The sequence below is a fragment of the Rhodoferax sp. genome (assembly GCF_030646845.1).
Lineage (GTDB): Bacteria > Pseudomonadota > Gammaproteobacteria > Burkholderiales > Burkholderiaceae_C > Rhodoferax.
This window is the reverse complement of record NZ_JAUSLE010000061.1, coordinates 1-13,298: the sequence shown is the minus strand read 5'-3', so window position 1 is coordinate 13,298 and position 13,298 is coordinate 1. Positions and strand designations below refer to the sequence as shown.

The window sequence follows — 13,298 nt, the reverse complement described above, 5'->3', positions numbered from 1 at the left end:
CCCATGCGCATTGCCGTCATCAGCCGCGTATTTTCGAGGTCCGGAGGGGGCGCTGAGAGCTACTCGGTGGCGCTAGTTCAGCAGCTTTCCTCGCGCCATGAGATTCATGTGTTTGCGCAGGAATCGAATCAACCGGTGGCCGGCGTGACCTATCACCGGGTCTTTTGCCTGAGTCGCAAGCCGCGCTGGATCAACCAGGTCCTATTTGCGATTGCCACATGGATGCAGACCCGTAGCGGCTTTGATGTGGTGCATTCCCACGAGAACACTTGGCACGGACAGATCCAGACCATTCATGTCCGGCCACTACGACACAACCTGTTTTTTGCTCGCAGCGGGATGCGTCGATTCGTGCAATGGGTAAAGGTGGCACTCAGCCCGCGACTAGTCACCTACATGTTGCTCGAGGGCGCCCGCTTCAAGGCCAGCCCGGCGAGAAAGGTTGTGGCGACCTCGGAGAGCCTGCGCAGGGAATGCGAGCAGGCGTATCCGGATAGCCAGGGTGACGTATCGGTCATCACCCCGGGAACGCACTGCCCGCAACATCTCCCGACGCGTCTGCAGGCCAGGCAGCAGTTGCGGCTACCGCGGGCGGGCAGGTTGGTGCTTTTTGTGGCCAATGATTACGCGCGCAAAGGCCTGGATGCCCTGTTGCAGGCCATGAAACATTTGCCAGCGGACATCAGACTAGTTGTGGTGGGAAACCCCAAATCTGCGCCCAAATACCGACAAAAGGTTGATCAGATGGGACTCGGAGGACGGATTCATTTCCTGGGCTCGCTGGATGATCTTTCCCTCGCCTATTGTGCGGCCGATTGTCTGGCCCACCCCACGCTTGAGGACAGCTATGCCATGGTGGTGCTGGAAGCGATGGCACATGGATTGCCGGTGGTGGTGAGTGGTCCGGAGCATTGCGGCATATCCCAGCAACTCACCCAAGGCAGCGAGGCCCTATTGCTGCCCGACCCCAGAGACGCGCAGCGCCTGGCCCAGCTCATTGGTTCGGTACTGGGTGATACTGACCTTGCTGCGAATCTGCGCAGCCATGGACTGAAGTTTGCCGAACGACATTCGTGGGAAAGGGCCGCCCTACAATACGAACAGCTGTATCTGCAAGCGGCCTCGCGGCACTAGTCATTGCTGAACAAAGCTGTTTTTTTACATTTCCAATCCCTACGGCTTCCGTCACCCGAATGACTGCTAACTCCCGGCAACGCTGGCTCATCATCGCGCACGCTTTCAACATGGATGGCCGGGCAGCCAGTCAAACCATCACAGACAAGTTGCCCCATCTCAGTCGTGCGGGTGTCGAGGTGGTCGTGTTAAGCGGCGTTTCGGGCGAGCATGATGCCAATGTCGAGCACCACCAGTTATGGCCGATGGGGCCTGCTGGTTTCCGTTTTGAATTGCGACATGTGCTGCGGCGTCGCTGGGGCAATGGCCTGCGCTATCGCCTGCTGATGACACTCGCGTCCATCTTTCTACTGCCCTGGATGTTGCTGGAGAAATTACTTCGGCCCGTTGAAAGTTCCTGGTCCTGGTGGTTGAGTGCCTATTTGAAAGGCCGAGCCCTGGCCCGGCAGAAACCCTTTGACCTGATCTACTCGACTGGCGGTGCCTTTGCCGCCCATTTGGCGGCATATGCATTGAAGCAGGCCACCGGCGCGCCATGGCTGGCGGAAGTGCATGACCCGTTAGTGGTACCAGGAGCGTCACCCGTTTCACCTCAACAAAAGATGCAGGCAGAGGTCGAACGCCTGATCTGCACCCATGCCGACATAGCGATATGGTTTACCGAGCAGGCCGTTGCCAGTGCTCGCCAGCGGCATCCCCAGTTGGCAGAGCGGGGGAAGATGATGGTGCCCGGCATCGACAGACCTTTTGAGGAACTGCCGCCTTACCAGCCCAGCCAGAAATTTGTCATAGGCCATTTTGGTTCACTCTCGCCGACCAGGCATCTTGGGCCGATTGTGGCGGCGCTGGAGTTGCTCAGTGATCGCCGGCGCGATCTGGTGGATGCCACTCAACTGCATGTGTATGGTGGACCCTTGGACAAGGTTTCGTCCGGCTTGCTGGATAGCTCCCGTGTGGGTCACTGCATGCGCTATTTTGGCCGTATCGAAGCAGATCCTCAAACGGGCTTGAGCGGACGGGAACAGATATTGCATCGAATGCGATCAGTGGATGTGCTGTTGCTGTTGCACGGAGAAGATGCCATCTGCTCCGAATACATACCATCCAAGCTCTATGAATATCTGTGGATGCAGCGGCCAATACTGGCTATTGTCCATCGCAACCCGCAGATGGCTTCGCTCATCCGTGGTCAAGGCCATTGGGCCGTTTGCTGGGCTGAAGATGGGGTTGGCAGTGCCGCAGTAAGTCGTGAGCTGGCAGGAGCGCTGGAGCAGCTTTTTGACCGTTGGCAAGCCGGTGGTCTTGCCGACAATGGTCAGATGAGTCCACTCACCACCGAGGCAGCTGTTACACAGCTGCTTGGTTGGGTGAATGAGTTACCCGCAAAGCAGGGTAATCCTCGCTCAGTCGAAAAATCTATAGTATGAAAAGATTTGGAACTCGAATCCTCAGCTTCAATGAGGTCAGCACGGCAACGTTCTGGATTGGGCTGCTTGCAGCTTGTTACTTGGCTATATTGCCAATGTCCAACACCATTGCCTTGCGCAATGTGGTTCTTTTGGCACTTTCCCTTTGCTTGGCATGGCACTTCCTGAGGGTTCGCCCTCCGGTCAAGTGGGCGATGCCTGTTGTGCTGTGGGTGGCTTACATTTGCCTCTTTCCACTCATCGCCGATTCAACGACGATAGCCACGGAAAACCTGCTCGGGCAATGGGGCAGGGGCGCGTGGGCCATGCTGATAGGAGCCGGGGTTGCGGCCATTTTTTGCAGCAAGAACAAGGGCTCTGTTTTTTATCTGGGCTTAGTGAGCGCTGTGCCCATACTGGTTCATCTTTCTCTCTTTATATGGAAAACTTGGGCCACTTCTTCAATTCCCTGGGGATATTGGGGAAGAGAGACGCACCATGCGGACCTTGGCTACGCAGCAGGCCAGGCTGTTGTCCTTTTGGTTGCCGCACTTGTCGCGGGCAACAGGAATTTGCGGCCTTGGTCGGTGACGTTGGTGGCTGCCTGTCTCTTGAGCACTGCCTTGGCCCGGTCTCGGGCCGGTTTGGCTTTTTGCCTGATCGGCGGGGTGCTTGTTGTCGGCAGTGCCTATTTGGCGCGAGTAACGCATCGGCGTGGGCATTTTCTGGCCGGCTTGGTGGGCCTATTGATCGTGGGGGGCGGAGTTCTTGCCGTGGCAGCTCGGGAGGATGCTCGTTGGCAAAACATGGCCTCGTACCTTATGGCTGGATTTCAGGGTGATGCCATTCAGGTCCAGTGCGAGGGGACATCTTCCGTCGAATCTGAGATCATTTCCCAGAGTGAGTCAGTCGAGCAAGCTCAGCGTGTGATCGACAGTGTGCGCGGTGGTGATGGCGCACGTGTTGTCTTGATGCGAGCCGGTCTTGCGCTTGCGCTCAAGCACCCATGGGGGAGCAATGGATCAAGAAACGCTTTCCAGCAATTGCTGAGTCAGGAATGTGCTAATCCAGCTATTTCAATGGCGCATGCCCACAATGGATGGCTCGACATTATGCTGGCGTTGGGCTGGGTTGGCGCCGCCTTGTATCTCTGGGTATTGTTGTACTTCTTCAAACAGGGGTTTTCTTGTCTGCGAAGGGAGCGAGCCTTGAATGCATGGGCTCTCGTGCTTGTTGCGCTGTCTGCGTTCTGGATTCTGCGCGGCTTTATTGATTCGGTATTCCGCGACCACATGCTGGAAATGCAGGGATTTGTTCTGGCCTACGCGTCGATGGCCTTGAGGTTGCAGATTCGAAACACAAGACCGTCAGACGCGGCCCAAGCTGCGTCTTAATCGACGTGCCACCCGGGATGGCCAATTCCCAGCTTCACTGGGCCAATCCATCTCGCGTTCCCAAGCGGATTGGTAGATGACACCGCTGTAGAGTTGGGCCAGTTGATCCGACCCGATATTTGAACGCAAGTCCCGATCCAGTTGCCATGCGTAATGGTAGACCTTGAACAAAGGTTGACAAGGCATGAGCGGAACAGCCTGATAACGAAGCAGTGTTTCACCATACCAGCGTGACTCAATTGGTGCCTGGAGGATCGCATCGACAAAATTCATGCCGCGAGGCTGAAGGTACTCAGTGTCCAGGCTCTCCCAAACCGCGCGATGCCAAACCAATGGAAAAGGGCCAAAGCTGTACCTACGGCCAACCCTGCCGAAAAGGCGCTGAATCAACTCGGCCTCAATTTGAAAATCGTGAATGACCTTGGGTTTCTTGTTGAGGAGCGCATCTTCCAATAGATCTCGCCCCTCGTCCATCATGGTGTACGGGATGCCTTCCGGCGTGATGAATTCTGAAGCTTGAAATGGACGAATAAAGAGGGAGTCCGAGTCGATGCATAAATATGCGGTTGATGCCCCAAGTCGCCAAAATTCTGACTTGATGATTTGTTGCGAAAGGTTCCCTGGAAGTTGCCAGAGACGTTGGGGGTCAAGGCGAGGAGAAGATTTGATAATATCCTCGTCCGCAATGAGCTCCACATTCCGGCCATTCAAATACTCTTTGAACAGTGGCAAATCAGATCGAGGTGCGGAAACAAAAAAAGATATGTTCTGAATATTGAACGTTGCGATTGACTCGGCAAGTCGAACGACTCGCTTCACATCGGTCTTGTAGCTTTTGCAGTAGATCACGAAGGGTTTCATTTTTGAAAATGAAAAAGTATCACGGGGACTGCTTTCACGGCATGAATTTCAGGTTGTCGGACGGATTCATTTGTCTCGCCTGCTGTCGTATCCAGTCATGATTTTCACTGCGAACAAACCGAGGTGTGCTGCTCTGGCTACGAGAATCCGAGGTAGCGTATAAGGGTCATCGCCTGACTGAACTCGTCCACGTTGTGTCGTGGTCGCAGTGATGTACCCAGCCTGCTGAGCCATTTGACGATGCGTGGAGTCAAACCGGCCATAGGGGTAGCAGAAGTGTCGTACCTCGCAACCTAGCGAGTTCTCCAGTTCTTGTTTGGATTCCGCAATTTGATCAAATGCGTCAGGTGACTTTAACTGGGTGAGGTCTGCATGTGTGCGGGTATGTGAACCGACATCCATGCCGGCCTGCAACCAGGTACGCCAATCCTGGGTGGTCATCAAGGGCTTTTGCTCAACGCCAATGTCACGATCCCAACTGTTGACTCCCCCGATCATATTGCTCACGGCGTAGCAGGTAGCTGTAAAGCCGTGCTTCTTTAGTATCGGTAGCGCGTTCCGCACGTTGTTCTGATACCCATCATCAAAGGTAATGCCGACCACGCGTCTCTGCCGGGCACCCTTCAGATACGGTTCAAGATCGCGCATGGACATTCCCTGGTAGCCCAGGTATTTCAGAAAAGACATCTGGCGGGCAAACGAGCCAGGTGAGACCACCAGCCCGCGCAGCGGCGTGCCCCGCGCAGGCGGTAAATCAATTTGGTGGTACATGAGAATGGGGATATTCATGTCTGCAGGCGGCACAAATTGGCGTAATAGCCGTCCGCACGCACCAACTCGGCGTGTGTTCCTGTCTCAACGATTCGTCCCTGGTCCACTACAAGGATGACGTCTGCATGCTCAATAGTGCTGAGCCGGTGGGCAATGACCAATGTTGTTCGGTTCTTCATAAGAACGGCGAGCGCGGCCTGCACTTGGCGCTCGGACTCGGTGTCGAGCGCTGAAGTGGCCTCGTCGAGTATCAAAATGGGTGCATTCTTTAGAAGTGCACGTGCAATGGCGAGACGCTGGCGTTGTCCCCCCGACAGCTTGGCGCCGTTTTCGCCGATGGGCGTGTCAAGCCCATTGGGGAGCTGTTCGATAAAGTCCCATGCGTTGGCCGCACGCGCGGCTTTGATTACTTCTTCGCGGCTGAATGTCTCAAGTGATCCGTATGCAATATTGGCTTCCACCGTGTCGTTAAACAGGACAACGTCCTGGCTGACCAGCGCGATATTCTCGCGCAGGTTGGCTAACGTAATATTCTGAATGTCAGTCCCATCAACAAATATTTGACCAGATGTAAGGGGGTAGAAGCGAGGAATCAGGGAGCTGATCGTTGTTTTGCCGCCGCCGGAGGCCCCGACAAGTGCTACCGTCTGGCCCGCCAGAATCCGGAAGTTGATGCCATTGAGGGCCATGCGTTCTGCGCCGGGGTAGCGAAAACTGACATTGTCAAAACAAATCTCTCCCTTGACCCGAAGCAACTGTTGCTGACCCTGGTCATCTTCCTGCGGTGTGTCCAGCAGCGCAAAGACGCTCTCGGACGCGGCAAGTCCACGCTGGATTGTCGTGTTGACTGTTGTGAGCTGCTTGATCGGTGAAATCAGCAACAACATCGCTGTTATGAACGCTATGAAGCCGCCCGCCGAAGAACCAGCCTCGCCGGTAGATTGGCTCAGGGCCAGGAAGGCAATGACAGCGATGGCGACAGAAGCCGCGATATGTGTGATTGGCGTCACCGCCGATGCGGGAATGGCTTCGCGCATCTGGGCCCTTCGGAATTGCTCTGTGGCCTCAAAAAACCGTTGCTGCTGTCGAGTTTGACCGCCAAATATCTTGACCACCCGCTCGGCTGAAATGGTCTCTTCGATGGTATGTGAGATCAAGCGCATTGCAGTCAGACTCTTTTGGCTGGCCGCCCTCATGCGCTTGCTGAACGACTTAACTGTGAACGCAATCACTGGCCCGATAGCCAGAGTGATGAGTGTTAACTTCCAGTCAAGGTAGAGCAAATAGCCAATCAATGCCAGGGCAGTCAGAGATTCACGAACCACTGAAATCAGGGCACTGGTCGCGGCATCAGTCACGTTGTTCACGTCGTACACGAGCCGGGAGATCAACTGTCCCGCCGAATGCTCGTCGTAGTGATGCGTAGGGAGAACGAGGAGTTTGGCAAACATGTCCCGACGGAGATCGGTGACCAGTCGGCTTGAAATCCACATCATCAAGTAGCCGGTGCAATAGACAAAAATGCTTCGTACCAGAAACAGAGCGACAATTCCGGCCGGAATCAACCACACCATCCGTGGATCTTCCGTTTTGAATCCTTTGTCCAGCAGGTACTTCATGATGGCTGGGAAAACCGGTTCCGTTGCCGCGGTCCCCACCATTCCTATTACAGCGAGCGCAAAGGCCTTCCAGTACGGCCTGACATAGGACAGCAGCCGGGCGTACAGGTCTCGATTGCTGGGGGTAATGGGTTTCGTCATCGGTGATCTGTTTTCGAGACTTGTGGTTTTACCAAAAGTGATCGGGAGGCGGCCAGAGTGGGCCAAGCACGCGGGTATTATGACGTCAACTTGCTACACTCACCGACACCCTATGCGTCTTTCAGTCATCGTCATTACTCGCAACGAGAAAGCCAATATTTCCGATTGTCTTCAGACTGTTCATTTTGCCGATGAAGTCATTGTTTTGGACAATGCGAGTACAGATGGCACGGCGGACATCGCGCGCAGCCTCGGTGCCCGGGTCGCGGTGACGGAGGACTGGCCGGGTTTTGGGCCGCAGAAAAATAGGGCGCTCGATCTTGCTGTTGGCGAGTGGGTTTTGTCCATCGACGCTGACGAGCGGGTCACGCCTGAACTTCGGGATGAAATCCTGACCACCATTTCTGCAGCACCATCGCAGGATGTCTTCAGCTTTCCCCGGCTGTCCAGTTATTGCGGACAGTACATGATGCATTCCGGCTGGAATCCCGATTGGGTCATTCGCCTGTTTCGCCGTGGCAAGGCAAGGTTTTCGGATGATCTCGTGCATGAGCGGTTGACGGTACAGGGGCCGGTGACCAGGCTCAATGCACCGATGTTTCACCTGAGCTTTCCGGACTTCGAGTCGGTGCTTGACAAGGTCAACCGTTATTCAACGGCAGGCGCTCAAGGCCTTGCCAGAACAGGCAAGTCGGCCAGCCTGTGGAGTGCCATTGCTCATGGGGCTTGGGCATTTTTTCGCACGTATATTTTTCGCCGAGGTTTTCTGGATGGTCAACTTGGCCTGGCCTTGGCCATTTCCAACGCCGAGGGCACTTATTATCGCTATGCAAAGCGTTGGCTGATGTTGCGTTATCAGGCGACAAAAAGAGGTACACCCGAAAATTGAAAACGGCTTTCATTGTGTTGACCTATAACCGACCAGACACCTTGTTGCAGGTGTTGCGAGGGCTGGTGGGCCAGTGTGGCGAGCAGCATGAAGTGATCATCGCAGACGACGGATCATCTCAAGCGGCAATTGATGCCGTGCAGAAGGCGTTGCCGTTGTTCAAATGTCCTGTGACTCACGTTTGGCATCCTGATAGGGGTTTTACGGCTTCACGTGCCCGTAATCTGGCGGCCGGGTCTAGCACAGCTGATTACTTCGTGTTCATGGATGGAGACTGCGTACCCAATCCGCGCTTTGTTGAGGCGCATTCCGCTATGTTGGAGCCAGGATTTTTTGTCAACGGCAGTCGTGTGCTGCTGAGTGAACGGTTGACGAAGAAGATCCTTGCGGATGAGGTTGATATAAACAATGTGGGTTGGAGTGACTGGCTTCGCTGGCGTTTGGCCGGTGATGCGAACAAATTGATTCATTTACTGCATTGGCCGAATGCACCATTTCGCAAGGAGAGAGCTTTTCACTGGAAAAAGATTAGAAGCTGCAACTTTGGCGTCTGGCGCGAGGATTTCTTGCGGGTGAACGGTTTTGATGAGTCTTTTGAAGGATGGGGGCATGAAGACGCTGACTTAGTGTTACGTCTTCATAACGCTGGTCTGCAACGTAAGAACGGATTTTGTGCGACAGAGGTTTATCATCTGTGGCATAAGGAAAACAGTCGCAACAATGAGTTGAGCAATCGACACATCGTCACGCAGCGTTTGCATACAGGAGTTATTCGCGCGGTCCGGGGTGTTGATGACGCGCTCGTCGCTGATGACGTGAGAGTGACGCGATTCAACTGAAATGATTCAAAATGCGGTAGCCAAGATGAGCAAAACCTTCACAAGAACTTGTTTTTTTCTCCTGTTTCTCGGTCTAGGCCTGTCGGCATTTGCCCAATTTCGTGTCGAAGTATCCGGTGTGGGCTTGACCCAGCTGCCGATTGCCGTTTCAGCCTTTCGAGGGGAGGATGGGGCGCCGCAGAAGCTTGGGGCTATCGTTCAAGCTGATTTGGAACGCAGCGGGCAATTCCGAAGCATTGATACCGCCGGCGTCGCCCTTGACGAGGGCACCCGCCCGGACGTGGCTGCATGGCGGCAAAAGGGCGCTGACTCTCTGGTGACTGGCAGCGTGAGTCGTTTGGCTGATGGTCGGTATGACGTTCGGTTTCGCTTGTGGGATGTTGTGCGCGGACAGGATCTTGGCGGCCAGAGCTATGTCGTGACCCAGGCGGATTTGCGTCTGGCAGCGCATCGCATTGCAGATTTTGTTTATGAGAAATTGACAGGCGACAAAGGAGCCTTTTCAACGCGAATTGCCTACGTCACCAAGGCGGTCCAGCGTTATCAGTTATGGGTTGCTGATGCCGATGGCGAAAATGCGCAGTCGGCGCTGGCCAGCCCGGAGCCCATCATTTCGCCGGCTTGGTCGCCGAACGGCAGCCAGTTGGCTTATGTCTCTTTTGAGTCTCGCAAGCCGGTTGTTTATACGCATGACGTTGGCACTGGAAAGCGTCGACTTATTGCGAATTTCAAAGGCTCCAATAGTGCGCCCGCCTGGTCGCCCGACGGGCGCACGTTGGCAGTGACCCTGAGTCGTGATGGGGGCTCCCAGCTGTATGCTATTGATGCGGGTGGTGGCGAGCCGCGCAGGCTGGCCCAATCCGGCAGCATCGACACTGAACCTGCCTACACGCCGAATGGCAAAAGCATTTACTTTGTCAGCGACCGTGGCGGTGCACCTCAGATCTATAAAATGCCCGCATCGGGGGGCAACGTCGAGCGAGTGACGTTTACTGGCAGTTACAACATTTCCCCAGCCATTAGTCCTGATGGTCGTTGGCTGGCCTACATTTCCCGGGTCAGTGGAGCATTTAAGCTGCACATCATGGAGCTTGCGAGTGGTGCCGTGAACGCAATCGCAGATACTTCGGCCGACGAAAGCCCTAGTTTTGCTCCAAACAGCCGTTTGATTGTTTACGCAACCCAGCAACAAGGGCGGGAGGCGCTCATGACGACCACATTGGATGGAAAACTCAAAGCCCGTCTGACAGGCCAAGGTGGCGATATTCGAGAGCCAGCTTGGGGCCCGTTCCAAAAACAATGAATTTGACAAGGAGTCCTTTAATGAAACGTCTTTTACTGGTTTTTGGTGTGACCGTCTTGATGGCTGGGTGCGGATCAAGTGTGAAGCTTGACGGCGTACCGGTTGAGGATAAAGCCGGGACCACAGTGTCGCAGCAGGGCGCCGACGGCTCTGGCAGCGCTGTTGGCAAAGGCGGCGTGACATCAGTGGATATTGGGAAGTCTGCGCAACAGGCAGCCATTCCTGCGGGGCCGCGGATTGTCTATTTTGACTACGACAGTTTTGTAATTAAGCCCGAGTTTCAGTCCATCCTTGAGGATCAGGCACGATTTATCAAGGCGGACAAAGGACGCAGGGTTGCCATTGAGGGACATACGGATGAGCGCGGTGGTCGGGAATACAACCTTGCCTTGGGTCAGAAACGGGCGGAAGCTGTTCGAAGTGCGCTTGGCCTTCTTGGAGTAGTCGATAGCCAAATGGAGGCGGTGAGTTTTGGGAAAGAGAAGCCTGCAGTGCAGGGTACTGACGAAAGTGCGATGTCCAGAAACCGCAGAGCTGAAATCAGCTATCGATAATCATTATGGAAATTGATGTTGCGAAAGTGCTTCGTTGGGCGACCATGTCCGTGGTTCTTTGTCTGGGGGCTGGAACTGCCGGTGCGGGCATTTTCGATGATGAAGAGGCCCGCAGGGCGATACTCGACCTTCGCCAGCGTGTCGACGCCGTTCGCTCGGAGTCAGAGCAGAGTGCAAGCCGTGCAGGAGAAGACAGTGCTTCCTTGCGGCGGAGTTTGCTTGAACTTCAAAACCAGATTGAGTCTCTGCGAGCAGAGATGGCAAAGCTTCGTGGCATGAATGAGCAATTGTCTCGTGACGTTGCGGATGTGCAGCGGCGGCAAAAGGACATTACCCAAGGTGTGGACGATCGCCTACGCCAGTTTGAACCTGGCAAAGTAGCAATCGATGGCCGCGAATTTTTGGCCGATCCTGCCGAAAAACGTGACTACGAAGCGGCGTTGTCAGTCTTTAGAAAAGGTGATTTTGCTGCCGCGCAGACTGTTTTCCTGGATTTTCTCAAACGCTATCCGGCGAGCGGCTATGCGCCGTCAGCGTTGTTCTGGCTTGGCAACGCGCAATACGCTACGCGTGACTACAAGGCAGCCATCATCAACTTCCGTTCCCTGATTGGAAGAGAGCCGGAGCATTTGCGTGCTCCCGAGGCTGTGCTGTCCATTGCCAATTGTCAGATCGAACTCAAGGATACACGCGGCGCGCGAAAAACATTGAGCGACTTGATCAAAGCTTATCCTCAGTCAGAAGCCGCTGTTGCGGCAAAAGAGCGACTAACGCGTCTCAAGTAGAGTCCAGCGCCGTATTTTCGCCAATGCAAACAAATGAGCGGTCTGCGCTTGACCCTGGTCTGGTGGTCGATTTGCCAGACATGACTACGGATCGGCGATTTGGCGGGCTGGCTCGTTTGTATGGTGTCTTGGGAGCGCAGCGCATACGCCACGCGCATGTTGCGGTCATCGGTATTGGTGGCGTGGGATCGTGGGCCGCGGAGGCGCTGGCGCGTAGCGGAGTAGGGCGATTGACACTGGTTGATCTGGACCACGTCGCCGAGTCGAATATCAATCGCCAAATACATGCAGTTGAGGCTACTCTTGGGCAAGCCAAGGTATTGGCGATGCGGGATCGCATTCTTTCATTCAACCCTTCATGCGATGTCACATGCGTCGAAGAATTTGTGGAGTCGTCCAATTGGCCCGCACTCTTACCCGAAGGGGTGACTGCGGTTATCGACGCCTGCGATCAGGTGAAGGCGAAGACGGCCATGGCCGCTTGGGCGCGAGACAGTGGAACTCTTTTCATTTCAGTCGGAGCCGCTGGCGGCAAGCGCCATGCCCATTTGGTGGACATTGATGATCTTGCCCATGCAACTCACGACCCCTTGCTGGCTCAGGTCCGCTACCGCTTGCGCAAGGAGCACGATGGCGCGCGAGAAGGCAAGAAAATCGGGGTGGCCTGTGTTTTCAGCCGTGAGGCCGTGAAAGCGCCTGATGCGTCTTGTGCAATCGAGGGCGATGGAACGCTCAATTGCCATGGCTACGGTTCGGTGGTTAGCGTTACTGCCACGTTCGGTCAATGTGCCGCCGGCTGGATTCTTGATCGAATTTCTGCCTGACATTAAAAAGCTCGGAAAAAAGACGCTATAATTTGAGGCTTGGTAGAGCAATGAAATTTTCGTTGCGACGCCTGATGGGATGTTAGCTCAGTTGGTAGAGCAGCGGACTTTTAATCCGTTTGTCGTGGGTTCGACCCCCGCACATCCCACCAAATAAGCCTTATGGGCATTAAAAAGCCTGCTACTGAGAAGATAGCAGGCTTTTTTGTTTGTATTGACCCGTCCTGAAATGCATTGACACTTTTCCTCATCAGAAAGGGCGAGTCAAATAGAATCAGGTATCAAGCGCACCCAGCGCGATTACACACTGGCTTTTAAGCTCAGTGTTGTCGAGCAAGTAGAAAAAGGCGAACTGACCTATAAAGAGGCCCAGTGCCGCTATGGCATCCAGGGCCGCTCCACGGTGTTGGTCTGGCTACGCAAGCATGGCCATCAACGTTGGGGTGCCATGGCATCATCCCAATGCGTGAGCCATTTATCAAATTCTGGTGCATCCAGGCCCCCCACACCCGAGCAGCGAATCAGGGCGTTGGAAGTTCAGCTCAAAGATGCGCAAGAGAAGGCGCAGTTGTTTGAAGCGGTGCTGGACGTGCTCAAAAAGGATTACGGGGTGCGTGTCGTAAAAAAGCCTTTGGGCTGGTCGATGTCAACTATCTTGACCGCTCGACGACAACTATCCTGGCCGGTGGAAGCGGGGAATGATTTGAACTGGTTATTGTGTTGAACGAACCTTTCGCACAGGCGGGGCATGCACCGCCTGTGCGGCGCGGCGACGGTA

Annotated in this window: 12 protein-coding genes, 1 tRNA gene and 1 pseudogene; 11 read left to right on the top strand and 3 right to left on the bottom strand. The window is 54.8% G+C overall.

What is annotated here, in order from left to right:
* The first annotated feature begins 3 nt into the window (after positions 1 to 3).
* The 3 genes from Q7T10_RS14695 to Q7T10_RS14685 all read left to right on the top strand — a co-directional run bounded on the left by Q7T10_RS14695 (position 4) and on the right by Q7T10_RS14685 (position 3,934).
* On the top strand, positions 4 to 1,134 hold the full coding sequence (locus tag Q7T10_RS14695; RefSeq protein ID WP_304749612.1) for a glycosyltransferase family 4 protein: 1,131 nt from the start codon (positions 4 to 6) through the stop codon (positions 1,132 to 1,134).
* 110 nt (positions 1,135 to 1,244) lie between these two features.
* Positions 1,245 to 2,561, top strand: coding sequence for a glycosyltransferase (locus tag Q7T10_RS14690; RefSeq protein ID WP_304749609.1), 1,317 nt, complete (start codon positions 1,245 to 1,247; stop codon positions 2,559 to 2,561).
* Positions 2,558 to 3,934, top strand: a complete 1,377-nt coding sequence (locus Q7T10_RS14685) for an O-antigen ligase (protein ID WP_304749606.1) — start codon at positions 2,558 to 2,560, stop codon at positions 3,932 to 3,934. Before Q7T10_RS14690 ends, Q7T10_RS14685 begins: the two co-directional genes overlap by 4 nt.
* Here the strand turns inward: Q7T10_RS14685 and Q7T10_RS14680 are convergent.
* From Q7T10_RS14680 to msbA, 3 genes are all read right to left on the bottom strand, one after another.
* On the bottom strand, positions 3,908 to 4,783 hold the full coding sequence (locus Q7T10_RS14680; RefSeq protein ID WP_304749603.1) for a DUF6492 family protein: 876 nt from the start codon (positions 4,781 to 4,783) through the stop codon (positions 3,908 to 3,910). The genes Q7T10_RS14685 and Q7T10_RS14680 overlap by 27 nt on opposite strands.
* A gap of 78 nt (positions 4,784 to 4,861) precedes the next feature.
* Positions 4,862 to 5,584 carry a polysaccharide deacetylase family protein gene (locus Q7T10_RS14675; protein ID WP_304749602.1) on the bottom strand — a complete coding sequence of 241 codons (723 nt, stop codon included), beginning with the start codon at positions 5,582 to 5,584 and terminating at the stop codon, positions 4,862 to 4,864.
* A complete protein-coding gene (msbA, locus tag Q7T10_RS14670) occupies positions 5,581 to 7,326 on the bottom strand; it encodes a lipid A export permease/ATP-binding protein MsbA (RefSeq protein WP_304749600.1) in 1,746 nt (581 codons plus the stop codon). The genes Q7T10_RS14675 and msbA overlap by 4 nt, the downstream gene beginning before the upstream one ends.
* A gap of 112 nt (positions 7,327 to 7,438) precedes the next feature.
* Here msbA and Q7T10_RS14665 point away from each other — a divergent pair, with 112 nt between their 5' ends.
* The 8 genes and pseudogenes from Q7T10_RS14665 to Q7T10_RS14630 all read left to right on the top strand — a co-directional run.
* Complete coding sequence (locus Q7T10_RS14665) at positions 7,439 to 8,215, top strand: glycosyltransferase family 2 protein (RefSeq protein WP_304749597.1); 777 nt, start codon at positions 7,439 to 7,441, stop codon at positions 8,213 to 8,215.
* Positions 8,212 to 9,054 (top strand): glycosyltransferase family 2 protein, encoded by an 843-nt coding sequence (locus Q7T10_RS14660; RefSeq protein WP_304749595.1) that lies wholly within the window; start codon positions 8,212 to 8,214, stop codon positions 9,052 to 9,054. The genes Q7T10_RS14665 and Q7T10_RS14660 overlap by 4 nt, the downstream gene beginning before the upstream one ends.
* Before the next feature lie 25 nt (positions 9,055 to 9,079).
* Positions 9,080 to 10,357, top strand: a complete 1,278-nt coding sequence (gene tolB / locus Q7T10_RS14655) for a Tol-Pal system beta propeller repeat protein TolB (protein WP_304749661.1) — start codon at positions 9,080 to 9,082, stop codon at positions 10,355 to 10,357.
* Positions 10,358 to 10,377: 20 nt separating this feature from the next.
* Positions 10,378 to 10,911 (top strand): peptidoglycan-associated lipoprotein Pal, encoded by a 534-nt coding sequence (gene pal / locus Q7T10_RS14650; RefSeq protein ID WP_304749592.1) that lies wholly within the window; start codon positions 10,378 to 10,380, stop codon positions 10,909 to 10,911.
* 5 nt (positions 10,912 to 10,916) lie between these two features.
* A complete protein-coding gene (gene ybgF, locus Q7T10_RS14645) occupies positions 10,917 to 11,696 on the top strand; it encodes a tol-pal system protein YbgF (RefSeq protein WP_370653777.1) in 780 nt (259 codons plus the stop codon).
* Positions 11,697 to 11,776: 80 nt separating this feature from the next.
* Complete coding sequence (locus tag Q7T10_RS14640) at positions 11,777 to 12,520, top strand: tRNA threonylcarbamoyladenosine dehydratase (protein WP_304749589.1); 744 nt, start codon at positions 11,777 to 11,779, stop codon at positions 12,518 to 12,520.
* 76 nt (positions 12,521 to 12,596) lie between these two features.
* Positions 12,597 to 12,672, top strand: a tRNA-Lys gene (locus Q7T10_RS14635).
* Positions 12,673 to 12,788: 116 nt separating this feature from the next.
* A pseudogene (locus Q7T10_RS14630) lies at positions 12,789 to 13,148 on the top strand (IS3 family transposase); the annotation flags it as partial.
* Positions 13,149 to 13,298 lie beyond the last annotated feature (150 nt).

What these genes read in the sequence shown, in the direction of transcription:
- ybgF (WP_370653777.1), top strand. Translation starts at nt 10,917, where the DNA reads ATGGAAATTGATGTTGCGAAAGTGCTTCGTTGGGCGACCATGTCCGTG.
- pal (WP_304749592.1), top strand. Translation starts at nt 10,378, where the DNA reads ATGAAACGTCTTTTACTGGTTTTTGGTGTGACCGTCTTGATGGCTGGG.
- Q7T10_RS14675 (WP_304749602.1), bottom strand. Translation starts at nt 5,584, where the DNA reads ATGAATATCCCCATTCTCATGTACCACCAAATTGATTTACCGCCTGCG.
- tolB (WP_304749661.1), top strand. Translation starts at nt 9,080, where the DNA reads ATGAGCAAAACCTTCACAAGAACTTGTTTTTTTCTCCTGTTTCTCGGT.
- msbA (WP_304749600.1), bottom strand. Translation starts at nt 7,326, where the DNA reads ATGACGAAACCCATTACCCCCAGCAATCGAGACCTGTACGCCCGGCTG.
- Q7T10_RS14695 (WP_304749612.1), top strand. Translation starts at nt 4, where the DNA reads ATGCGCATTGCCGTCATCAGCCGCGTATTTTCGAGGTCCGGAGGGGGC.
- Q7T10_RS14640 (WP_304749589.1), top strand. Translation starts at nt 11,777, where the DNA reads ATGACTACGGATCGGCGATTTGGCGGGCTGGCTCGTTTGTATGGTGTC.
- Q7T10_RS14665 (WP_304749597.1), top strand. Translation starts at nt 7,439, where the DNA reads ATGCGTCTTTCAGTCATCGTCATTACTCGCAACGAGAAAGCCAATATT.
- Q7T10_RS14690 (WP_304749609.1), top strand. Translation starts at nt 1,245, where the DNA reads ATGGATGGCCGGGCAGCCAGTCAAACCATCACAGACAAGTTGCCCCAT.
- Q7T10_RS14685 (WP_304749606.1), top strand. Translation starts at nt 2,558, where the DNA reads ATGAAAAGATTTGGAACTCGAATCCTCAGCTTCAATGAGGTCAGCACG.